This is a genomic window from Lentzea kristufekii, from assembly GCF_033949925.1.
Classification (GTDB): domain Bacteria; phylum Actinomycetota; class Actinomycetes; order Mycobacteriales; family Pseudonocardiaceae; genus Lentzea; species Lentzea kristufekii.
In genome coordinates, this window is record NZ_JAXAVV010000019.1 from 16878 (window position 1) to 38545 (window position 21668).

At 69.2% G+C, this 21668-nt stretch carries 19 protein-coding genes; 10 read left to right on the plus strand and 9 right to left on the minus strand.

The window, feature by feature from the left end; genetic code table 11:
- The first annotated feature begins 60 nt into the window (after positions 1–60).
- Positions 61–1503, plus strand: a complete 1443-nt coding sequence (locus SK571_RS32150) for a trypsin-like serine protease (protein WP_319987853.1) — start codon at positions 61–63, stop codon at positions 1501–1503.
- 190 nt (positions 1504–1693) lie between these two features.
- The gene (locus SK571_RS32155) at positions 1694–2911 is read left to right on the plus strand and encodes a family 16 glycosylhydrolase (RefSeq protein ID WP_406602067.1); all 1218 of its coding nucleotides are present in this window, start codon (positions 1694–1696) and stop codon (positions 2909–2911) included.
- 334 nt (positions 2912–3245) lie between these two features.
- Here the strand turns inward: SK571_RS32155 and SK571_RS32160 are convergent, their stop codons facing one another.
- Genes SK571_RS32160 through SK571_RS32170 form a run of 3 tightly spaced genes read right to left on the minus strand, consistent with a single transcriptional unit; the run spans position 3246 to position 5130 of the window.
- Complete coding sequence (locus tag SK571_RS32160) at positions 3246–4103, minus strand: ornithine cyclodeaminase family protein (protein ID WP_319987854.1); 858 nt, start codon at positions 4101–4103, stop codon at positions 3246–3248.
- A gap of 25 nt (positions 4104–4128) precedes the next feature.
- Positions 4129–4290 (minus strand): DUF397 domain-containing protein, encoded by a 162-nt coding sequence (locus SK571_RS32165; protein WP_319987855.1) that lies wholly within the window; start codon positions 4288–4290, stop codon positions 4129–4131.
- Between the two features lie 9 nt (positions 4291–4299).
- Entirely contained in the window at positions 4300–5130 is an 831-nt protein-coding gene (locus SK571_RS32170; RefSeq protein WP_319987856.1) for a DUF5753 domain-containing protein, read from the minus strand.
- Positions 5131–5233: 103 nt separating this feature from the next.
- Here SK571_RS32170 and SK571_RS32175 point away from each other — a divergent pair, with 103 nt between their 5' ends.
- Both SK571_RS32175 and SK571_RS32180 read left to right on the plus strand, forming a co-directional pair.
- Positions 5234–5446: a zinc finger protein gene (locus SK571_RS32175; RefSeq protein ID WP_319987857.1), complete on the plus strand. Its 213-nt coding sequence runs from the start codon at positions 5234–5236 to the stop codon at positions 5444–5446.
- Complete coding sequence (locus SK571_RS32180) at positions 5428–5676, plus strand: hypothetical protein (protein WP_319987858.1); 249 nt, start codon at positions 5428–5430, stop codon at positions 5674–5676. Before SK571_RS32175 ends, SK571_RS32180 begins: the two co-directional genes overlap by 19 nt.
- Here the strand turns inward: SK571_RS32180 and SK571_RS32185 are convergent.
- A complete protein-coding gene (locus SK571_RS32185) occupies positions 5669–6511 on the minus strand; it encodes a DODA-type extradiol aromatic ring-opening family dioxygenase (RefSeq protein ID WP_319987859.1) in 843 nt (280 codons plus the stop codon). The genes SK571_RS32180 and SK571_RS32185 overlap by 8 nt on opposite strands.
- A gap of 134 nt (positions 6512–6645) precedes the next feature.
- Here SK571_RS32185 and SK571_RS32190 point away from each other — a divergent pair, with 134 nt between their 5' ends.
- Genes SK571_RS32190 through SK571_RS32200 form a run of 3 tightly spaced genes read left to right on the plus strand, consistent with a single transcriptional unit; the run spans position 6646 to position 11791 of the window.
- A complete protein-coding gene (locus tag SK571_RS32190; RefSeq protein WP_319987860.1) occupies positions 6646–9633 on the plus strand; it encodes a phosphodiester glycosidase family protein in 2988 nt (995 codons plus the stop codon).
- A gap of 60 nt (positions 9634–9693) precedes the next feature.
- The gene (locus SK571_RS32195; RefSeq protein WP_319987861.1) at positions 9694–11370 is read left to right on the plus strand and encodes a DEAD/DEAH box helicase; all 1677 of its coding nucleotides are present in this window, start codon (positions 9694–9696) and stop codon (positions 11368–11370) included.
- 43 nt (positions 11371–11413) lie between these two features.
- The gene (locus SK571_RS32200) at positions 11414–11791 is read left to right on the plus strand and encodes a hypothetical protein (RefSeq protein WP_319987862.1); all 378 of its coding nucleotides are present in this window, start codon (positions 11414–11416) and stop codon (positions 11789–11791) included.
- A gap of 1 nt (position 11792) precedes the next feature.
- Here SK571_RS32200 and SK571_RS32205 read toward each other — a convergent pair whose 3' ends face one another.
- The 5 genes from SK571_RS32205 to SK571_RS32225 all read right to left on the minus strand — a co-directional run bounded on the left by SK571_RS32205 (position 11793) and on the right by SK571_RS32225 (position 18392).
- Complete coding sequence (locus tag SK571_RS32205; protein WP_319987863.1) at positions 11793–12530, minus strand: SAM-dependent methyltransferase; 738 nt, start codon at positions 12528–12530, stop codon at positions 11793–11795.
- Positions 12531–12749: 219 nt separating this feature from the next.
- Entirely contained in the window at positions 12750–16148 is a 3399-nt protein-coding gene (locus tag SK571_RS32210; protein WP_319987864.1) for a S8 family serine peptidase, read from the minus strand.
- A gap of 64 nt (positions 16149–16212) precedes the next feature.
- A complete protein-coding gene (locus SK571_RS32215) occupies positions 16213–16611 on the minus strand; it encodes a VOC family protein (RefSeq protein WP_319987865.1) in 399 nt (132 codons plus the stop codon).
- Positions 16608–17408 (minus strand): helix-turn-helix domain-containing protein, encoded by an 801-nt coding sequence (locus SK571_RS32220; RefSeq protein WP_319987866.1) that lies wholly within the window; start codon positions 17406–17408, stop codon positions 16608–16610. Before SK571_RS32220 ends, SK571_RS32215 begins: the two co-directional genes overlap by 4 nt.
- Before the next feature lie 9 nt (positions 17409–17417).
- Complete coding sequence (locus tag SK571_RS32225; RefSeq protein WP_319987867.1) at positions 17418–18392, minus strand: ROK family transcriptional regulator; 975 nt, start codon at positions 18390–18392, stop codon at positions 17418–17420.
- A gap of 38 nt (positions 18393–18430) precedes the next feature.
- On the opposite strand from SK571_RS32225, the gene SK571_RS32230 reads away from it, so the two are divergent.
- The 3 genes from SK571_RS32230 to SK571_RS32240 all read left to right on the plus strand — a co-directional run bounded on the left by SK571_RS32230 (position 18431) and on the right by SK571_RS32240 (position 21666).
- The gene (locus SK571_RS32230) at positions 18431–19438 is read left to right on the plus strand and encodes a Gfo/Idh/MocA family oxidoreductase (RefSeq protein WP_319987868.1); all 1008 of its coding nucleotides are present in this window, start codon (positions 18431–18433) and stop codon (positions 19436–19438) included.
- Positions 19435–19902 (plus strand): heme-degrading domain-containing protein, encoded by a 468-nt coding sequence (locus SK571_RS32235; RefSeq protein WP_319987869.1) that lies wholly within the window; start codon positions 19435–19437, stop codon positions 19900–19902. Before SK571_RS32230 ends, SK571_RS32235 begins: the two co-directional genes overlap by 4 nt.
- 357 nt (positions 19903–20259) lie before the next feature.
- A complete protein-coding gene (locus tag SK571_RS32240) occupies positions 20260–21666 on the plus strand; it encodes a family 2B encapsulin nanocompartment shell protein (RefSeq protein WP_319987870.1) in 1407 nt (468 codons plus the stop codon).
- The last annotated feature ends 2 nt before the right edge of the window (positions 21667–21668 follow it).

Genomic DNA, 21668 nt, shown 5'->3' on the forward strand with positions numbered 1-21668 from the left:
CGATCATGGCCACCGCGCCGATATGAATGGCAGGTCACTCACATCGGCAAGGAGAAACCATTGCGATCAGCCAAGATCCTGGGGGCGGTCACCGCGGGCCTGCTGTTCGCGTCGACCGTCACGGCTATCTCGGCCACCGCCGGTCCGACGTCGCAGACCGCGATCGACCCGAGCTCCGTGAAGGAGTCGATCGACTACCTGGTGCAGACCTACCGCGTCACCGAACGCGAAGCGTTGCGGAGACTCGAGCTCCAGAACGACGCGACCGAGCTCGAAGCGACGCTGCGCAAGGAGGCCGCCGCTGAGTACGGCGGCATGTGGCTGGACCAGCAGACCGGCGAGCTCGTCGTCGCGATGACGAAGCCCGCCGCCGCCCAGCGGCAGATCGCCGCCATGCCCGACCGCGCCAAGGTCAAGGTCCGCACGGTCAAGAACTCCCTGGCCTCGCTGCAGTCGGCGCACGACCGGATCAGTAGGCAGGTCGGTGCCGGTGCCGAGTCGGTGTACCTGCCGGCCATCAGCACGACCGAGAACCGCGTCGTCGTCTGGGAACGCGCGTGGCTCAGGGAGAACAAGGTCGGGACGGCCGCCCAGGCGGAGATCCGCACCTTCGACGCCGACCCCGGCATGGTGTCGGCCCGCGTTCTGCCGAAGCCGACGCCGTACTCGGCCGACCCGGTCGACTGGGGCTTCTGCCACCCGCTCTACTGCACGAACTACGGCCCCATGCGCGGCGGCCTGCGCCTGGACATGAGGCGTGACAACGGCACCACCGGCGGCTGCACGAGCGGCTACAACCTGCGCACGACCGGCGGCGCGTTCCCCGGTGTGCCGTGGGTGCTGACGGCGGGCCACTGCATGGCCACCAAGACGAACAACGTGCCGACCGAGCACAACCGCCAGGTGATCCTGAACCAGCACGGCATCGAGAAGAACTCCTACCCGTACGACTACGCCGCCGTGCGGTACGTCGACGCGGCCACCGCCACCAGGTGGCTGGAGAGCCAGACCAACCGCAACACCGTGCTCAAGTACTGCCGCAACGGCGGTCTGGACAGCAACGGCGACACCCCGTGCGGTCCGCAGGCGACGTCGCAGAACCAGGAGATCACCTCGGTCACCCCGCTGTCCAGGATCCTGACCGGCGCGATCGTCTGCGCCACCGGCTCCGGGTCGAGCGCGGTGAACTACCCGGACTCCTTCGACAGCGGCGCCGGTGAGGGCTACCTCGTCGGCACCCGGTGCGGCCGCGTCCTCTCGACCGACGTCGGCATCAACACCGACCTGTGCGCGCGCAACGGTGACAGCGGCAGCCCGCTGTTCAGCCAGGTCACCAAGGCCGGGCTCGGCATCCTCAACGGCAGCCAGCAGTCGCGCAGCGGCGCCTGCCAGCTGGGCGAGCTGAACAACTACTCTCCGCTCTCGACGATCCTCGATGACCTCAGCGCCCGCCAGGCGAGCGGCGGGTCGGTCTTCAACGTCATCACCACCCCGCAGGGCTGACCTCACCTGTCCCTGGAAGACCGGTTTTCCGGTCTTCCAGGGACAACGCCGCTGGCAGAGGGCTTGATCCCCTGAGAGCGCTCTCATCTGACAAATTCGTGAAAACCTTTACACGTTGACCGAGAGTCACGGCACGACAACACTTCCGAACCACTGGGCGCACAACTCAACACCCGGAAAGGTCGGTTCGATGCAGCGACGCATCGGGACGGCCCTTGCCGCCGCCTTGATGGTGGCCGCAGGGATCACCGTCGCCACCACCAGCCAAGCTCCCCCTGCCAACGCGGCGGTGACCTGGGCCGACGAGTTCAACGCTCCCGCCGGCACCGGTGTCGACGGCAGCAAGTGGAACATGGAAGTGGGCAACAACAACGGCAACAACAAGGAACACCAGTGGTACCAGTCGGGTACCTCGAACGCGGCGCACGACGGCCAGGGCAACCTGGTCATCACGGCCAAGCGCGAGAACCCCGGCAACTACAACTGCTGGTACGGGCGGTGTCAGTACACGTCCGCGCGCATCAACACCGCGAACAAGTTCACCCAGACCTACGGCCGGTTCGAAGCGCGCATGAAGATGCCGCGCGGCAAGGGAATCTGGCCCGCGTTCTGGATGCTCGGCGCGGACATCAACACCGGTAACCCGTGGCCGGGTTCCGGTGAGATCGACATCATGGAGTTCCTGGGACACCAGACGAACACCGTGTACGGCACGATCCACGGCCCCGGTTACTCCGGCGCCGGCGGCAAGTCCCACGCCTACAACGGCCCGAACTTCTCCGACGGTTTCCACACCTTCGCGGTGGACTGGAAGCCCGGCGAGATCACGTGGTCGGTGGACGGCAACGTCTACGCCCGCAACACGCCGACGGACGTCAACGGCAACCCGTGGGTGTTCAACAAGCCGTTCTTCATCATCATCAACCTCGCGGTCGGCGGCGAGTGGCCGGGCTACCCGGACGCCAGCACGACGTTCCCGCAGCAGCTCGTGATCGACTGGGTCCGCGCCTCGAACGACACCCCCAGCGGTGGCGGCTCGGAGATCCGCGGCATCGGCGGCAAGTGCCTCGACGTGCCCTGGGCGAACACCGCCAACGGCACGCCCATCCAGATCGTCGGCTGCAACGGCAACGCCGCCCAGAAGTGGAGCCGTCCCGGTGACGGCACCATCCGCGCGCTGGGCAAGTGCCTCGACGTCAGCGGTGGCGGTACCGCGAACGGCACAGTGGTCCAGCTTTGGGACTGCAACGGCTCGGCTGCCCAGCAATGGGCCGTCAGCGGGGCACAGGACATCGTGAACCCGCAGGCCAACAAGTGCCTGGACACCGTCGGAGGTTCCTCGGCCGACGGTACGAGAACCCACATCTGGGACTGCCTCGGCGTCGCCAGCCAGAAGTGGCAGGTCTGAGGTCTCTCCCCGTCGGGTTGCGCATGGCCTGACGGGGAGATGCAAGTGCGCTGGACGTGAACCCCCGCGGCGGATGGGTTCACGTCCAGCGCTTTTTCTACGCGTTACGCCAAGACCGGTTGGTTAGGCAGGTTGGGGCGTGTGCAAGTACCACCATCTCATGATCATCGAGCGCATAACTACTACCAACCGGGCTGCTCACAGCTTTGAAAGCGCTACCACGGCCGGTACACGGTGTCCGCGCCGACCGCAGTGCGGTCAGACACCGCCGCTCTGCCTCAAGTCTGCGGCGAAGCGCCTGACCAGCTTTGGTGCCTGACGACCGGCAGTGCGGCTAGGCCAGAAGCCTTGCGACGGCCCAGTCCTGCACCGCGACGCCGACCGACTTGAACACCGTCCGGCCTTCCCGCAGCGGCGGATTCCCCAGTGCCGCACCGAGTTCGACGAGCGACTCCAGCCTGAGGACGCCGCTCTGCACCGCGCGGATGATCTCGCCGGCCTCGCTCAGCGCCGCCTCGACCTGGTCCACCACCACGACCCCTGCGGTCGCCAGCAGGTCCTCGGGCAGCTCGCGCATCACCGGCCGGTACGACCCGATGGCGTTGACGTGCACACGTTCCTTGAGGGCGTCGCACCGGAACAGCGGCACGGTCGACGCCGTCGCACAGCACACGACGTCGGCGTCCCGCACGGCTTCCTCGGCCTGCGTCGCCACGTCCATGACCGTGTCCGGCAGCTCGTCCTTGAGGCTCTCCAGCAACGCCTCGGCCTTCTTGGCGTTCCGGTTGAACACGACGAGCTTCTTCAACGGCCGCACCGCGTGCACGGCCCTGACCTGATCCGCGGCCTGCGCCCCGGCTCCCAGCAACGCCAGGTGCGACGCGTCCTCGTCGGCCAGCAGATCCGTTGCCACACCGACGACAGCGCCCGTGCGCAGGGTCGTGAGCGCCACCGCGTCCGTGACGAACTGCCCGTCCGGATGCGAGTACACGACCGTGCCCGTGATCATCGGATCCCGTTCGACCTCGATGCTGATCACCTTGACCGCCGTCGACCCCGTGGGCCGGTGGTGCACGGCCATGACGAGCGACCGGCTGTCGCCGAACGCCTGCCGCGGCGGCAGGTCGAACTCCTCCGCGGCCAGCCCGACGAACGCTTCTCGCACGGCCTCGATCGCTGCGGGCATCGTCATGGTTCGGATGGTAACGACCGGCCGTTCAGCCCTCCCGCGTGACGCCCGCGAGGAACGCGGTCCACGCGGCGGTGCCCACCTCGACGTGGGCGGCGGGCGCCTTGCTGTCCCGGATGCCGATGCCGACTGCGACCTCAACACAGGCACTCGCGTTCGCACTGTGGGTGCTCTTGCGCCATTCGGCCATCGAGTCTCCTCATGTCAGCAACTTCTTGATCAGCTCCCTCGATTGTTCCGCATCCAAGGCGACGAGTTCGAGCCCTTCGACGATCCGCCCATATGCCTTGACGGCGTCCGGCGCCTCGATGATCAGGCTGGAGTTCTCGCTCTCCAGAAAGACGACGTCCTCGTACCTGTCGAACGTCAACATGTCGAATGACCCGGCCATGCCCGCGTGTGCACCGACGCCGAGCGGCACGATCCGGATCACGATGCTCGGCCGCGCAGCCAGCTTGTCCAGGTGACGCAACTGCTCCTGCATGACCCCGGGGCCGCCGACCTCGTCCAGCAACACCGACTCGGGAACGAAGTAGGCCGCCTTCACCCCGCCGCGCAGGGCCTCCTGCCGCTGCACCCTCGCCTCGACCCGGGCCTCCACCTCGTCCCTGGGCACATTCACACAGGCGGTGATCACCGCACGCGTGTAACCCGGAGTCTGCAGCGTGCCGTGCAACAGCATCGTCTGCCAGCTGAACAACTTCTTCGCGAGGCGCTCGTGCTCGACCAACGTCCGCGGACTGATCGGCGCGCAGGCGCCGTGCTCCTGCCACCACCCCTTGACGCCCGTGCCGGTGAACAGCGAGAGCAGGTGATCCCGCTCCCCCGTCGGCGTCCGGCACACGCCCAGCAACAGCGCGAGTTCCAGTTCGGTGGCACCGCCTTTGCCGTTGATCAGGTCGGAGAGCTTGGCTTCTTGCCAGCCGACGAGTGCGGCGACCTGACGCGACGTCATTCCCGTGGCGGCGACGGCCGCACGGAGGCCGTCCCCGAACTCACGGCCTCTCACAGTGGAGAATCTTTTCGGCATGACGAGGACCGTATCCCCATTCCCGGGGACTCCAGAACATTAGAAGCCAACACAACCCAAAAGGGCGTTAGCTTGGAGCTCCTCCAAGCTGCAGAATAATCCTGTGAGATTTCGATGGACGCCCCACGAAGGGCGGCGACACGCCATCTCCGACGAGCCTGCCAGGGGGCGGCTCGTCGAGACCCTGTGCGGTAATCCCTTTGTGCCACAGGAGCCAGACCTGTGGACCAACAAGAACGTGTGGCCGACGTGCTGGGACTGCGACGGCATCTGGCGAGAGAGCGAGGGGATCCTGCCATGGCCGCGGAAATCCTGACCGAAGACCTGCTGCGCATATCTCTTCAACGCCTCTCGCGTGAGGTGGTGAAGACTTATCCACAGTTCGGCGAGCTGCTCGCACAAAACATGCTGCGCACGTGCGGCCTGATTCCCGACCTGGAACGCGCCGAGCACTATCGCGATCTGGGCACGTTGCTCATCGACCTCGGCCGTCTTTACCTGGCGGAGGCCGACATGCTCTCGACGGTGGAGTCTCCCGCTAGCTGATCACCACGGCGCGGCCGCTGGTGTCGAACTCGTGCGCCAGCGTCCTGAGCGGCTGCCCACCCGCGGCCCACGCGGCAGTCCACGTCAGGCACTCGGCGGCGCCGTTCCCACCGCGCTCGACCAGGTCGGCGCCGATCGAGTCGAGCCACTCCCACGACGTCCCGCCGACCCCGGCCAGGAAGGTCTCGTCCCAGGTGCGCACAAGCTCACGGATCGTGCCTTCGGATCGAGCCCTCTCGTTGACGTCCTTGATCCACGCCTGCCGCTCCTCCTCCGTCAGCGCCACGCCGGTCTCGGGCTCGCGGAAGCCCGGCAGGTCGTGTGCCAGCCCGCCGGAGCCGACGTAGAGCACGCGCCGGTCGGCGAAGAACTCTCCGACGCGGCGTCCTAGGGAGGCCGCGCGGCGGAAGGTCGCGTGCGGCGGGGAGGCGCAGTTGACGAAGATCGGCAGCACCGGCTTGGCGTCGATCGACCCCAGCAGGTCGCGGGTCGTGTGGCCGAACGCGTGGTCCAGCGCGGCGCTGTAGGCCGTGGCGATGTCGAACTCGTGCGCCACGAGGTCGGCCACCAGCGCACGTCCCAGCTCGGAAGGCACGTCGTAGGAACCGACGGGGCCGGCGACGTCACCCTGGGCGGTGGCCTCCAGGACGACGGCGAAGGTCGGGACCACGGAGCGGAAGGCGCGGCGGTGGTCGGTGCCGAAGAAGACGACGAGTTCCGGGTCGAACGCCGTCACGGCGTCCCGTGCGGCGCCGATCGCCTCGCGGACCGGGCCGAAAGGCGCGCTGGGCAGGGTGATCAGGTGCGAGGCGCAGACCGTTAGGCGGTTCTTCACCGGACCAGTCTAGGTTCCGGGATGTGACGAGACGTGCACTTGCGGTAACCATCGCCGCGGCCCTCCTTGCGCCCGTTTCCCCCGCCCACGCCGACTCCGTCAGACGCATCGAGACCGAACGGATCGAGAGACCGGTGGCTCCCGGCGTCACGCTCAGCTCCTTCGACTGGTACCGGCGCGACGGCTGGGTCCGCGGGGACGCGCTGGCCGTCGACCTCACGAAAGCCCAGGCCGGGTACGTCGACCCCGGCGCCGTCTCCCAGGCCGCTCCGCTCTCGCAGCAGACGGGCAGAGCCGTCGCGGCGATCAACGGCGACTTCTTCGACATCGACGACTCCAACGCGCCGGAAGGCGTCGGCATCCAGGACGGCCACCTGAGGAAGTCCGGCGAGGGCCGGGCGATCGGCATCGACGCGGCCGGTGTCGGGAGCGTCATGGAGACGTTCTTCGAGGGCACGCTCAACGGCACGCACGAGCTGACGCAGCTCAACAGCGCGCAGATCGACGTTGATGGCATCGGCGTCTTCAACTCGTTGTGGGGCACGTACAGCAGAGCGCGCGCGACGCAGGGCGCGGCCAACACGGCCGAAGTGATCGTCAAGGACGATGTCGTGCAGTCCGTCGGCAGCCCGGGCGACCAGCCCGTCCAAGGGTACGCGCTGGTCGGCCGCGACAAGGGCGCCGACGTCCTCAAGGCTCTGAAGCCGGGCGACAGAGCGGAGATCAGCTACCGGAACCGCACCAGCGACGGCAGCACTCCGAAGACGGCCATCGGCGGACGACAGCTGCTGGTCCGGAACGGCAGGAACGTCGCCCCGGCGGACCCGCCGCACCCGCGCACCGCGGTCGGGTTCTCGCAGGACGGCAAGAAGATGTACATGCTCACCGTCGACGGACGGCAGGGCGCCCACCTGCAGGGCCTGGAACTGGACGACCTCGCCGACGCGATGATCGAGCTGGGCGCGCACAACGCGCTCAACCTCGACGGTGGCGGTTCGTCGACCATGCTCGCCCGCGAACCCGGCACGACCGAGCTGAAGGTCGTCAACACACCGTCGGACGGCGGCGAGCGCCCAGTTCCGAACGGCCTCGCGCTCTACTCCCCCACCGGCACCGGCGAGCTGACCGGCTTCGACGTCCAGACGGCGAGCACCCGCGTCTTCCCCGGCACGACCCGCAGGATGACGGTGCGCGGCCACGACGAGACGTTCGGACCGGCGAACGACGAGCACGTCTCTCGCGCGACGGGCGGATGGGCCATCGGTGACACCTTCCACGCCTCGCCGCGCTCGGGGCCCGCGAGCTTCACCGCCTTCAAGGGCCTCACGTCCAAGACCACGCGACTCACCGTGCTGGGCCGGCTCGCCAGGATCGCCCCGGCCGAAGCGCGGATCAGCCTGACCGGGAACGAGCGCAAGCCGTTGCGGATCAACGGTTTCGACGCCGAGGGCTTCAGTGCGCCGATCGAACGCGCCGACCTCGACCTCAGCTACGACCGCAAGATCATCGAGGTCACCCCGGACCTCCAGGTCAAGGCGCTGCGCACCGGCGCGACCACGATCAGGGCACGCGCTCAGGGCAAGGAGACGCACACGGCGGTCACGGTCGGGGTGACCGACCAGCCGCTCGCCACGTTCGACGACGCTCCACAGTGGACGTTCGGTTCCGCCCGCGCGACCGGGGAGGTGGCACCGGAACCGGACGGCCACACCGGCGCGGGCCTGAAGCTCAGCTACGACTTCACGCGGTCGACCGGCACGCGCACCGCCCACGCCGTCCCGCCGAAGCCGCTCCGGGTCGACGGGCAACCCCTGTCGCTCGCCGCCCAGGTCCACGGCAGCGGCCAGGGCGAGTGGACGGCCTTCACCGTCACGGACTCGACGGGCCAGTCGCGGTCGCTCTACGGCCCCCACGTCACCTGGCACGGCTGGCAGCAGATCGAGGTCGCGGTGCCGCCAGAACTCGAGTTCCCGGTCCAGGTCACCAGGTTCACCACGATCGAGACCAGGGCCGACCGCGCCTACCGAGGCGAGGTGATCCTCGACGACGTCGTCGCGAGAGTGCCGCCGGCGGTCACCCTGCCGCCCGCCCCGGACGTGCGCGAGGAGGTGGTCGGCCCGGCGCGGGGCTGGACGTTCGCGGTCATGTCCGACGCCCAGTTCGTGGCGCGTGCCCCGGACAGCGACCTGGTCAGGTCCGCCCGCCGCACCCTCCGGGAGATCAGGGCGTCCGGCGCCGAGTTCGTCGTGGTCAACGGCGACCTCGTGGACGAGGCGTCACCGGAGGACCTGGCGCTCGCCCGCCGGGTGCTGACCGAGGAGCTCGGCGACTTCCCCTGGTACTACGTGCCCGGCAACCACGAGATCATGGGCCCGGGCACGATCGAGAACTTCCGCCGCGAGTTCGGCGTCACCAGCCGCACGTTCGACCACAGGGGCACCAGGTTCGTGCTGCTCGACTCCTCGACCGGCACGATCAGGGGCGGCGGCTTCGAGCAGATGGAGATGCTCCGGAACGCGTTGCACACCGCCGAAGGCCAAGCCGTCGTGCTGATGCACCACCCGCCGCGCGACCCGACGCCCGCGCGCACGAGCCAGCTCGCCGACCGGCTGGAAGCGTCCTACTTCGAGCGACTGCTGTCCGAACGCGACAAACCCACGGCGTTCGTCGGCGGGCACGTCGGCGGGTTCTTCGCGTCCACTGTGGACGGGGTCCCACATGTGATCAACGGCAACTCCGGCAAGGCACCCGCGGAACCGGGCGGGTTCACCGGCCGGACGCTGGTCGGGGTCGGCGAGCACGGCGTCAAAGCCGAGATCCGGCCGCACGTGGACGCACTTCAGCTGCACGCTCCGTCCACCCTGCCCACCGGGGCCGTGGAAACAGTTGCGGCGACGGTGAAACAGGGACCCCGGTCCGTGCAGGTGCGTTATCCGATGGGCGTGGTGTGGGAAGGGTCACGTGGGCTGCACGTGGGCGCCAAGGCCGGGATCAGGCCGTGGCACGTCGCCTGGCTCGAACCGGACACCGGCGTCCTCACGGGCATAAGGCCTGGTCAGGTCAAGATCACGGTCACGGTGAACGGCGTGATGAGCAGCGCGGACGTGCGGGTGAGCCCGTAAGAGGCGTCTTGACCTGGTCTGAGTGAGTGCGGTGTGAGGCGGTGGGGGAAGATACTCCCCATGACCACCGCCGACAACGGTTCCGCCGACAACGGTTTCGCCGACCTGGGGCTGCGGCCCGACCTCCTCAACGCCCTCAACGCTCTGGGCTACGAGGAGCCGACGCCGATCCAGAGTGAAGCGATCCCGCCGTTGCTCGCGGGCAACGACCTGCTGGGCCAGGCGGCCACGGGCACGGGCAAGACGGCGGCGTTCGCGCTGCCGCTGCTCGAGCGCATCGCCGACAGGATCGGCAAGGGCGAGAAGCCGCTGGCACTCGTCCTCGCGCCCACCCGTGAGCTGGCCGTGCAGGTGTCGGAGGCGGTCCACCGCTACGGCCGCCACATGGGCGCCCGCGTGCTCCCCATCTACGGCGGCCAGCCGATCGGCCGCCAGCTCCGTGAGCTGTCCCGCGGCGTCGACGTGGTGGTCGCCACCCCGGGCCGCGCGATCGACCACCTCCAGCGCGGCACGTTGCAGCTGGGCGACCTGCAGGTCGTCGTGCTCGACGAGGCCGACGAGATGCTCGACATGGGCTTCGCGGAGGACATCGACGCGATCCTCAGCGAGACGCCCGCCGAACGGCAGACCGTGCTGTTCTCGGCCACGATGCCGCCGCGCATCGACCGCATGGCCAAGAGCCACCTGCGCGAGCCGGTGCTGATCCAGATCGAGCGCGAGAAGACCGAGCCGGGCGAGGCCCCGCGCGTCCGGCAGACCGCGTACCTGGTGCGCCGCGAGCACAAGCCCGCCGCCCTCGGCCGCGTGCTGGACGTCGAGTCGCCGACCGCCGCCGTCGTCTTCTGCCGCACCCGCGACGAGGTCGACCAGCTCACCGAGACGCTGAACGGCCGAGGCTACCGCGCCGAGTCGCTGCACGGCGGCATCAGCCAGGAGCAGCGCGACCGCGTCATGTCGCGCCTGCGTTCGGGCACGGCCGACCTGCTGGTGGCCACCGACGTCGCCGCCCGCGGCCTCGACATCGAGCAGCTCACGCACGTCGTGAACTACAACGTGCCGTCCGCGCCCGAGGCGTACACGCACCGCATCGGCCGCGTGGGCCGCGCCGGCCGCGAGGGCGTCGCGATCACCCTGGTCGAGCCGCGCGAGAACTCGATGCTCAAGACGATCGAGCGCGTCACCAAGACCAAGATCCCGGTCGAGAAGGTGCCGACGGTCGCCGACCTGCGCGCCCGTCAGCTGGAGCTGACCCGCTCGTCGCTGCACGAGTCGCTGCTGGAGGACGACCTGTCGCGGTTCCGCGTCGTGGTCGAGACCCTGGCCGACGAGTTTGACGTCATGGAGATCGCGCTCGCCGCGGTCAAGCTCGCGCACGAGGCCTCGGGTGCCGCCGCCGACGAGGAGGAGATCCCCGAGGTGCGCCCGCGCGAGGACCGCCCGCGCCGCGACGGTGTCCCGGCCGGCCCGCGCCGCGAGCGCCGTGGCCCGTCCGAGGGCATGACCAGGCTGTTCCTGGGTGCCGGTCGCTCGTCCGGCATCCGCCCGCAGGACATCGTCGGCGCGATCACCGGCGAGACGGGCCTGAAGGGCCGCGACATCGGCGCGATCGAGATCGCCGACAGGTTCTCGCTGGTGGAGGTGCCCGGCACGTCCGCGAACGACGTGATCGAGCAGCTGCGCGACGCGACGATCAAGGGCAAGCGCGTGACGATCCGCCGCGAGCGCCAGCCCCGCTAGGCCTCGAACATGACACAGCTCCCGCCACGACCCGGCGGGGGCTGTGTCATGTTCGGAGACGCACGACGAGGTCCGCATCACCGAACCCGGCTGGGCTCCCACGACCGAACTGGCCGCGGCCGAGCCGGGCGTCGGCCCCAGCGGAACGAGGACCGGCTTGAGCCCGCGCTACGACTACTACGCCCTGCTGACCGACCTCCACCCTGAACTCGACGCCCCGGCGGGGTCGTGCGCCGGTGGACCGACGTCGGTGGTCCGCACGTGGATCGCCCCGAGCGGCCACCACAACGAGCAGCAGTACGCAGGTGGCCCCAGCTATGCCTCGAAGTTGAGCCACATCCAGAGCGACATGCTCGACGGCCGCGAACGCGGCGAACTGGTGCCGATCACCGAGGAAACCGCCCTGCGGCTCATCGGGTGAGTCAGGGCTTTCGGGCCTCGACCAGGAACCGCCTCGACGTGCAGACGAACTCCCCGTGCTCCTGAATGTGCTCGTGCATGGCCAGAAGCCGGTCCCGATACCCCTCGACGGTGAACCCCGGCACGGTCCACAGCACCTTGCGCAGGAAGTGCACCACCGCACCGACGTCGAAGAACGCCACCCGCAGCGCGACAGACTCCAGCCGCACCACTTCCAGCCCGGCAGCCTCGGCCGAAGCACGAGCGGCCGCGGTACTCCGAGCCGGACTCACCGGCTGCGGCCCCATCATGAAGTCGGTCAGCTCCCGGTTCGTCCCGGCCCCGATCTGCTGCGAGAAGTAGGTCCCACCAGACCGCAGCACCCGCGCGATCTCGCCCCACGGCGTCACCACGGGATGCCGCGAGATCACCAGGTCGAACGTCGACGAGCGGAACGGCAGCGGCCCGTCGTCCGGAGCCCGCACCACGAACGGCAGGTTCTTCGCGGCGACCAGGGCGTTGGGTGGCCACGACTCGGTGGCGGCCATCAGCGGCGGCAACACCGGAGCCGACGCCGTCACCTCTCCCCCGCCGGTCTGCAGGTCGAGCGCCGATGAGACCGCTCCCAGCCGTGCGGCGATCTGGGACGCGTAGCCCCACGGTGGGCGTTCCTCGGTGGCCCGGCCCTCGAACCACGAGAAGTCCCAGCCCTCCAGCGGCACGGCCGCGCCCTCGGCCACCAGCTCTTCGAACGTCCCCATGACCGGGAATGCCACCACAGACGCGCCGATCCGGCCAGCGAGAATGGCGGCACCTGCCCTGGGCGCAGAGACGCCGCGTCCCTGGTTCGTCTCGCGCACGGCGGGGCAGGTGCCGCAGGGGGTTACAACGACCGAACGGCCGCGCGGTTACGCCCTAAGACGTAACAGAAGCACGACCGTTCGGCCCAGTACAACAACATCACTCAGTGGAGGGAACGGTCAGCGCAGCCGGTAGGCCCTCAGCACCGTCTGGTCGACCGTGTTGCCGTCCGCGTCGGCCGCCACCACGCGCAGCGACACGAACCCGCCCGCCTTCCCGCCGGGAGGAACGATCGACTTCACCGGAGCCCAGGTCACGCCGTCGTCGAACGACGCGTAGGCCTGCAGTGAACGCACGGTCGCCTTCCCCGCCTGACGCGTCGCGGTGAACTTCACCGGCATCGGCACCCCTGCCTTCCAGCTGTTGCGCAGGTCGAGCGGCACCGAGTAGCCGACCTCCAGCAACGGCAGCTTGCCGTCGGCGGAAGCTGAGAACTCCCACGACGTTTTCACGTTGGTGGACAACGCGAGCGAGTCGCGGGACGCGTCCAGCACCAGCTCGTACCGGCCGTCGCGGGCGGGAGCGTGGAACGAGCCCCGCCTCACGTCGGAGAAGCCCAGCGACGTCCCATCGCGGAACAGCTCCACGTAGCCGCCTCCGGTCTGCCGCCAGTTCTCCACCCAGCCGGACCCGCCGAACGGCGAGATCCGCGTGGTGATGAGATCACCCGCCCGTTCGACGCCACCGCCGTCGGCCCACGGCACGAGCGACGCGCCGCCGAGCCGGGGCGAGGTGACGGCACGCAGGTTCGTGCGCTCGTACCTGCCGCCCGGCTGGAAGGTCACCGGGTCCACGTGCGCCCACGAGGTCGTCATCGGGTCGTCGCCGGCTCCGGACGCGCGCCCGTCGAAGCCCTCCTGGAACCAGGTGCCCGGGGTGAAGTACTCGGTGCGCTCCACCGGAGCGGCGAGCCGTTCGTCCAGCGTCACGCCGATGGCGCCGTTGACGACCGGGTTGTTCCGCTGGTTGACCGAGCCGTCCCCGCCGGACGTGTGGTAGCGCGCCTTGACCTGCGCGAGCTCCGAGTGCCGGAACTTCTTGACACCGAACGGAAGTGAGCCCTTGTGCTGCAGGAACAGCGTGTACGAGACCGGCGAACCCGCGATGGCCCGCAACGTGAGCGTCGCCGGTGTGACGGCCACGTGGTGCTCCGCCGCGGCGATCACCGGGATCGCCGTCTGCTCCTCGTACCCGAACGGCACCGGCCCCGCCCACAGCACCGCGACGGCACCGGCGTCCTTCATCGCCTGCGCGACCGGGTAGACGTCCTCGCCGGCGGTCCTGACGAGAGCGAGCTTGCCGCGCACGTCGGAACCGCGTTCGGCCACGTCGAGCCGGTGCTCGCCGGGCGGCAGGTACTTGCTGCTCTCGTAGTACCGCACCGGGAATCCGCCGGGGACCGAGACCAGCGGCTGCCCGCCCTTGAGCCCGGAGTCGTAGGTCAGCTCGGGCAGCGGCGCGCCGAACGACAGGCCGTACAACGGAACCCTGCCGTCGATGATGCTCGCGACACCGCTGATCTTGCCGGGCGCGAACGGCACGCGCAGCTGGGCGTCGCGGTACCAGACCACCGAGTCTCGCTCGGGCAGTTCGACGCCGATCTGCTTGCCCTGCCTGGCGTCCAGCGTCACGGACACGTCCGCCGCCAGCGAGACGCGGCCGGCCACCTCGGTCGCGGCGATCGGCGCGAACCAGTCGTAGTTCGGCGTCCGCTCGTCGATGCGGCTCAGCACCGCGTAGTCCGCGACGGGCAGCCGCGCCGAGCCGGTGCCGTCCAGCCCGATGCTGAGCACCGACGCCTCCTTCGTCGTCATGTTGACCACGACGGCGAACTCGTCCGGGACGGGCTTGCCGTCGCGGCCGATCATCGACAACGTCAGCGCGTGCCGTTCCTCCTGCACGTACGCGCCGACGGAGGTCGTCAGTTCGACGCCGGCCCCGGATGCCTTGACGTGCCCGAAGAACGTGCCGTTGCCCTTGCGCGGGTCCAGGACGACGTCGACCGCGACGCTGCCCCGCGCCGGCACGGTCACCGACGACGGCACGGAGAAGTCCGCGCCGAGGTCGTGCCGCAACGTCAGCGAAACCGGATCAGCAGCCGCGTTGGAGTAGGTGATCGTCTTCGTGAACGTCCTCGTGTGCGGCCATTCCAGCAGCCCGAACGACAGGCTTCCGGTGGAGGCACGCACCTGCTGGGTCACCGCGCGGCCGACGTCGAGCAGGCCGGTGCCGACGCTCGTCGGAGAGTCCGCGACCGGTTTCACCGTCGCCATCAGGTGTGCCTTGAGCTCGGCCGCGGTCCAGGACGGGTTGCGTTGCGCCAGCACCGCCGCCGCGCCCGCGACGTGCGGCGCGGCCATCGACGTGCCGGTCAGCCGCGCGTGCAGGTCGTCGACGACGTGTTCCCACAGCGTGTTCTCGGCACGGGCGGCCACGATGTCCGTGCCCGGCGCCGCGATGTCCGGCTTGACCGCGTGGTCGCCGAGCCGCGGGCCGCGCGACGACATCTCCTCCACCGCGCCCTGCTTGGTCAGGTTGGCCACGGCCAGCGCCGAGTCCGCCACGGCCGGCGAGGACACCTTGCGGAACGTTCCCGAGTTGCCCGCCGCGACCACGAAGAGCGCGCCGGTCTCGGCGGTGAGCTCCTCGACCTTGCGGGACAACGGATCAGAGCCGTCGGACTGGTCACCGCCCAGCGACATGTTGACGACCTCGGCCCTGACCTCACGCGCCGCCCACTCCATGCCGGCGATCACCGCGCTGTCGAAGCAGTACGAGGCCTCGCAGACCCGGCCCACGGCAAGGGAAGCACCTTTGGCGACGCCGACGTACCGGCTGCCGCGACCGGCGATCGTGGCCGCGACGTGCGTGCCGTGGCCGATGTCGTCCTGGATGCCGGACGGCGTGAAGTCCTTCGACACGGAGACGACGCCCGCGAGTTCCGGGTGGTTCCGGTCGTACCCGGTGTCGAGCACGGCGACCGTGACGCCGGTGCCGTCGAACCCGGCCTGCCACGCGGCCGGCGCGCCCACCATCGGAACGCTCTCGGTCAGCGAGATCTGCGACTTGCCGTCGAGCCACAGCTTCTCGGCGCGCAACGCGCTCGTGCGCCGCGCCGTCCACTGCTGGGCCGCGTCCTTCTTGGGCACCGCACCCGCCGCGCGGAAACCGTTGTTCAGCAACGGAATCCGGTCGATCTTGTCGTCGGTGTACCCGTAGGCGTGCAACGAGGTGATGTCGAAGAAGCGCTTGTCGACGCGATCCTGCCCCACCGCGTCGATGGCGTCCGCCGGCACCACGTACTGATGGTCGTTCTGCACGTACTGGGCGAACTGCACGCCGGGCCGCCCCTCGACCCGGACGAGTTCCCCGCGCTCGGTGACGACGACCTTGTCACCGCTGATCAGCGTGATGGTCGAGGTCCTCTGCGCTCTCGACGGTTCCGCCTGTGCCGTCGTCGCCGGGCTGAGCAGCCCGGCGGCGAGAGCGGTGATCACCAAACATCGTGCCAAGCGCACGTGTCCTCCCCTAGGTGTGAACCTCTCCACCCAGGAAGACTCCAAACGGTGCGTGCGGGTTGCCTCACGCTCCGCGATACGTGCCGAAGCTCCAGCGATTGCCCTCGGGGTCGGCGACCGTGAAGCCGCGCGAACCGTAGTCCTCGTCGCGCAGGCCGCGGATCTCGGTGGCCCCGCAGGCCAGTGACTGCTTGTAGATCTCGTCGGGCCGGTCGGTCACCACGTAGATCGATCCGGCGCCGGCCTTGGTCGCCTCGACCTCGCCGACCGACCGCACGGCGGACCCCAGCATGACCCCGCCGCCCTCGGGCCAGACCATCTCGCAGTGCACGACCTCGCCGTCGGCCTCTCCAGGCACGACGAGATGTTCGGAGAACCCGAACGCCTCCACCAGAAAGCGGATGGCGGCGGGAGCATCCTGATAGGACAGACAGGGCCAGCAGGTAGGTGTGGGTGTGCTCATGACGGCAACTCTGCGCCCTGACCGTGCTCGCTGCCTTGTACGAATGGAAGCTCGGCCGCGATCCACTCGGTCGGGGTCGCCCCGCACAACGCGCGCCAGTCGCGGTTGAAGTGCGCCTGGTCGGTGTAGCCGCAGGCCGCGGCCACCTCGGTCAGCGTGGGCCGCCGCTCGCCGCGCAGCATCCGGTTCGCCCGCTCGAACCGCATCACCCGGCCCATGACTTTGGGCGTGAGCCCGTACTCGGCCGCGAACCGCGCGCTCAGGTGCTGCCGGCTCCACCCGACCTCGGCGGCGATCTCGGCCACCGGCACCCCCGCCGCGAGCCGCTGCCACGCCCACGCCAGCTCGACCTGCTGCCGCACCGGCCTGACCAGCCTGCCGAGCACCTCGTCCAGGCGCGCGAACCGATCCGTCCACGTCGGCGCGTCCCGCAGCCGTTCACGCAGCTCGGCGGCAGGAGCGTCGAGCGAGTCGAGCTCCACCGTGGTCGCCGCCAGCTCACCCGCCGGCATGCCGAAGAACGCCCGCATCCCCAGCGGCGTGAGGTCGCACTGGACGCCGTGCTGGAACCCGTCGTGCGTGATGAGCACGGCCTCGTCGTGCAACCCGCCGCACAGCGTGGCGAAGCGGCCCTCGGACAGGTCGACCGTGCCGTCCATCGTGACCACGAGGGTCAGCGAGCGCGACGGCAGGCCGCGGTGGACGCCGGGCTCGGTGCGCATCCGATACCCGGAGTACCGCGTCACGAACGGCCGCAGCCGCGGGTGCGGCAGGCCGACGACGTGCTCGACGTCCACACCCTGATGCTAAAACAACTCGCCCAGAACCAGCAGCCCAGCACCCACGGGCACCAGGTCGGGACCGTACGACGTGACGCTGACGTCCACGTCCGGCATCGCCCGCAGGTAGAGCTCGGGCGACTCCAGCACCTTCCGTCCACTCAGGACGATCTGGTCGAGGTCCAGCAGCTGCACGAGGTTCGTCACCGCGGCGGCGAGCACCCGCGCCGCCTCCACGCCCGTGCTGGCCGCGTGCACCGCCTCGACGCACCCGCGCCGTCCGCAGACGCACAGCGGTCCGTCGAGCTGGATCGTCGTGTGCCCGAACTCGCCCGCGCCCGACCGTGCGCCGCGATGCACCTCTCCTCCGAGGAGCAGCCCCACGCCCAGACCGGTGCCTACGAACACGAGCGCCGCGTCCCGCAGCGGTCTTCGCCACGCCTCGGCGAGCACGGCGGCGTTGGTGTCCTTGTCCACGACGACCGGCAGCCCGAGCCGTTCCTCGGCCAGCGCCTTCAACGGCACCGAGGACCAGCCCGGAAGCCCGTTCGGCGACACCACCCCGTCGCGGTGCTCCAGCGGACCGGCGATGCCGATGCCGAGCCCCAGCACCTCCTCCCCGGCCTCGGCCAACGGCGCGAGGGCGTCCAGCACGTCGCCGGGCGTGAACATCGGGGGCAGCGGCACGACCGGCGACGACACCACCTCGCCGGTCAGGTCCAGCCTCACCACCCGCAGTTCGTCGCGGTCGACGTAGGCGCCGTACGCGTACGCCCCGCCGGGCACGAGCCGCAACGACATGCGGGGCTTGCCGCGACCGCCGTCACGGACGGCACCGGTCTCCTCCAGCAGACCGGCCGCCATGAGCCGCGCCACGATCTTCGAGATCGCCTGCGGGGTCAGTCCGGTTTCCGCGGCGAGGGAAGCCCTGCTCAGCGCCCCGGAACGGACGAGCCTGAGCACTGCCCTGTCGTTGTGCGAACGCAGCGAGGTGAGGTCCACGGTCGCAATTATTCAACAGCGTTGCTTTAATCGGAAGCATGACTCGAGTCGGACTTCTGGGCTACGGCATCGCGGGGCGGGTCTTCCACGCCCCGCTGATCTCCTCCACCGAGGGCATGGACCTCGTCGCGATCGTCACGGCGAACCCGGAGCGGCAGGCACAGGCCCGTGCCGCGCACCCGGACGCGAAGATCGTCAGCGCCGACGAGCTGTTCGAGCTGGACCTCGACCTGATCGTCGTGGCCACGCCGAACAGGACGCACGTCGAGTACGCGAAGCGAGCCATCGCCAAGGGCGTCGCGGTCGTCGTCGACAAGCCGTTCGCGCCGACCTCCGCCGAAGCCGAGGAGCTCGTGGCCGCCGCGCAGACCGCGCGAGTGCCGCTCACCGTCTTCCAGAACCGCCGCTGGGACAGCGACTTCCTCACCGTCCGCGAGATCGCCGGCCGACTGGGCGAGGTGCGGCGGTTCGAGTCCCGCTTCGAGCGCTGGGTGCCGGAGATCTGGGACAACTGGCGCGAGCTCGGCGCCCCCGAGGAGGCGGGCGGCCTGCTCTACGACCTCGGCGCACACCTCGTCGACCAGGCGCTGCAGCTGTTCGGCCCGGTCAGGAGCGTCTACGCGGAACTCGACCGGCGGCGGCCCGGCGCACAGGTGGACGACGACGTGTTCGTGGCGCTGACGCACGAGAACGGTGTGCGCTCCCACCTGTGGGCCAACGCGCACGCGGCGAACACCGGACCACGCTTCCGCCTGCTCGGCAGCGAGGGCGCGTTCGAGATCAGCGGCCTGGACGAGCAGGAGGACGCGCTCGGCGCGGGCCGCCGCCCGACCGATCCGGGCTGGGGACACGAGGACCGCACCGGACGACTCGGCATCCTCGGTGAGACCACCGAGATCGCCGTCGAGCCCGGCGCGTACCAGCACTTCTACGCCGAGCTGAGCGCCGGCCGGATCCCCGTCGACCCCGCGAGCGCCGTGCACGCGCTGCGGGTCATCGAAGCCGCTTTCCTTTCCGCACACGAGAACAAGGTGGTAGAGCTGTGAACTCCGAAGAGCTTCTCGCCCAGGAGCGGCGCCTGCAGTTCACCCGGTTCGGCAACGACGTCGCGATCGAACTGGGCCTGCACCTGCTCGACGCCGCCCGCGAACAGGGCCTGCCGATCGCGATCTCGGTGCAGCGCAACGGACACCGGCTCTTCCACGCCTCGCTGCCCGGCACCGCGCCGGACAACGACACGTGGCTGGAGCGCAAGGCGCGGGTCGTCGAACGGTTCGGCCACAGCTCGTTCTACGTCGGCACGACGTTCCGCGAGAAGGAGTCGTCGTTCGAGGCGGAGTCCCACCTCGCCCCGGATCTCTACGCGGCGCACGGAGGCGTCTTCCCCGTCATCCTGCGCGGAACCGGTCCGGTCGGCACCGTCGGCGTCTCCGGCCTGCCCCAGGCGGAGGACCACACATTCGTCGTGACCCAGCTGGAATCGTTCCTGGACTCACACGACACGCAATGACACGAATAGTCGTTGGTACAAATTGATACACACCACTTCGAGTGGATTTCTCCCCACTCGAAGTGGTGTCGTATAACATCCATACAACACCGGTCAGCGCACACAAAAGAGTGATCCTACTGGGCCAAACGAGTGTCTTATTCCACATTCTTTCGAATAGCGTCCTGATCACCCACCTGCCGATACAACTCGGTTTCGTAGAACAGAAGTAGTACGCTCCGTAGCATCAACAGAAGCAAACCACCCACCCGAATGTCGCCTTTTTGGCCCCTTCACAGCCATCAACGGTGCGAACTAACGTCCATTCCGGCTTAACGGTTTGGTCCATTAGCGCATTGAGATAGGTGGGTACCGGTTGTGACTGTGACGGATTCTGACCTCAATGAGGGCCGTCAGCAGCTGAGTTTGGGCACGGCCGCCGCACGAAATCTGGCCACTACCACCAAGTCCGTCCCGCAGATGCAGGGAATCACTTCCCGCTGGCTGCTCAAGGTGCTCCCCTGGGTGCAGGCCTCCGGTGGTGCGTACCGCGTCAACCGGCGCCTCACCTACACGCTGGGCGACGGCCGCGTCTCGTTCACGAACATCGGCGCGGAGATCCGCGTCGTGCCGATGGAGCTCACCGAACTGGCGCTGCTCAAGGGCTTCGACGACGAGGAGGTCCTCGCCGCGCTCGCCGGCCGCTTCACGCAGCAGGAGTTCGGCATCGGCGACGTCATCGTCGAGAAGGGCCGCCCGAAGGACACCCTCGTGCTGATCGCGCACGGCAAGGTGGACAAGGTCGGCACCGGTGAGTACGGCGGCGAGACCGTGCTCGGCAACCTGGCCGACGGCCAGTACTTCGGCGAGACCGTGCTGGCGGGGCCGCAGGGCGAGTGGGAGTACACCGCCAAGGCGGTCACGCCGGTCACCGTGCTCACGCTGTCGTGGAACGACTTCCAGGCGCTCAACGGGGAAGCGGGCGGCCTGCGCGCACACATCCAGCAGACGTTCAACAGCCGCAACAAGCCGCAGGACGAGTACGGCGAGGCCGAGATCGGCATGGCGTCCGGTCACGAGGGCGAGCCCGTCCTGCCCGGCACGTTCGTCGACTACGAGCTCACGCCGCGCGAGTACGAGCTGAGCGTCGCCCAGACCGTGCTGCAGGTCCACAGCCGGGTCGCGGACCTCTACAACAACCCGATGGACCAGGTCGAGCAGCAGTTGCGGCTCACGATCGAGGCCCTGCGCGAACGCCAGGAGCACGAGATCGTCAACAACAGGTCGTTCGGCCTGCTGCACAACGCGGACCTCAAGCAGCGCATCCACACCCGCACCGGCCCGCCCACCCCGGACGACTTCGACGAGTTGCTGTCGATCGTGTGGAAGGACCCCGGATACTTCCTGGCCCACCCGCGCACGATCGCCGCGTTCGGCCGTGAGCTCAACAAGCGCGGCCTCTACCCGCAGCACATAGACTTCAACGGCCAGCAGGTGCCGGCCTGGCGCGGCATCCCCGTGCTGCCGTGCAACAAGATCCCGGTCTCCGACACCCGCACGTCGTCGGTGATGCTGATCCGCACCGGCGAGCAGAACCAGGGCGTCATCGGCCTGCACCAGACCGGCATCCCGGACGAGTACCAGCCGGGCCTGTCGGTGCGGTTCATGGGCATCAACGACCAGGCGATCATCAACTACCTGGTCAGCGCCTACTACTCGGCCGCCATCATGGTGCCGGACGCGATCGGTGTGCTGGAGCACGTCGAGCTCGGCCGCGAGGGATAGGT

Excerpts from the sequence above, each read along its gene's own strand:
- SK571_RS32155 (WP_406602067.1), top strand. The coding sequence starts at position 1,694 with ATGCAGCGACGCATCGGGACGGCCCTTGCCGCCGCCTTGATGGTGGCC.
- SK571_RS32160 (WP_319987854.1), bottom strand. The coding sequence starts at position 4,103 with ATGACGATGCCCGCAGCGATCGAGGCCGTGCGAGAAGCGTTCGTCGGG.
- SK571_RS32165 (WP_319987855.1), bottom strand. The coding sequence starts at position 4,290 with ATGGCCGAATGGCGCAAGAGCACCCACAGTGCGAACGCGAGTGCCTGT.
- SK571_RS32170 (WP_319987856.1), bottom strand. The coding sequence starts at position 5,130 with ATGCCGAAAAGATTCTCCACTGTGAGAGGCCGTGAGTTCGGGGACGGC.
- SK571_RS32180 (WP_319987858.1), top strand. The coding sequence starts at position 5,428 with ATGGCCGCGGAAATCCTGACCGAAGACCTGCTGCGCATATCTCTTCAA.
- SK571_RS32195 (WP_319987861.1), top strand. The coding sequence starts at position 9,694 with ATGACCACCGCCGACAACGGTTCCGCCGACAACGGTTTCGCCGACCTG.
- SK571_RS32205 (WP_319987863.1), bottom strand. The coding sequence starts at position 12,530 with ATGGGGACGTTCGAAGAGCTGGTGGCCGAGGGCGCGGCCGTGCCGCTG.
- SK571_RS32215 (WP_319987865.1), bottom strand. The coding sequence starts at position 16,611 with ATGAGCACACCCACACCTACCTGCTGGCCCTGTCTGTCCTATCAGGAT.
- SK571_RS32230 (WP_319987868.1), top strand. The coding sequence starts at position 18,431 with ATGACTCGAGTCGGACTTCTGGGCTACGGCATCGCGGGGCGGGTCTTC.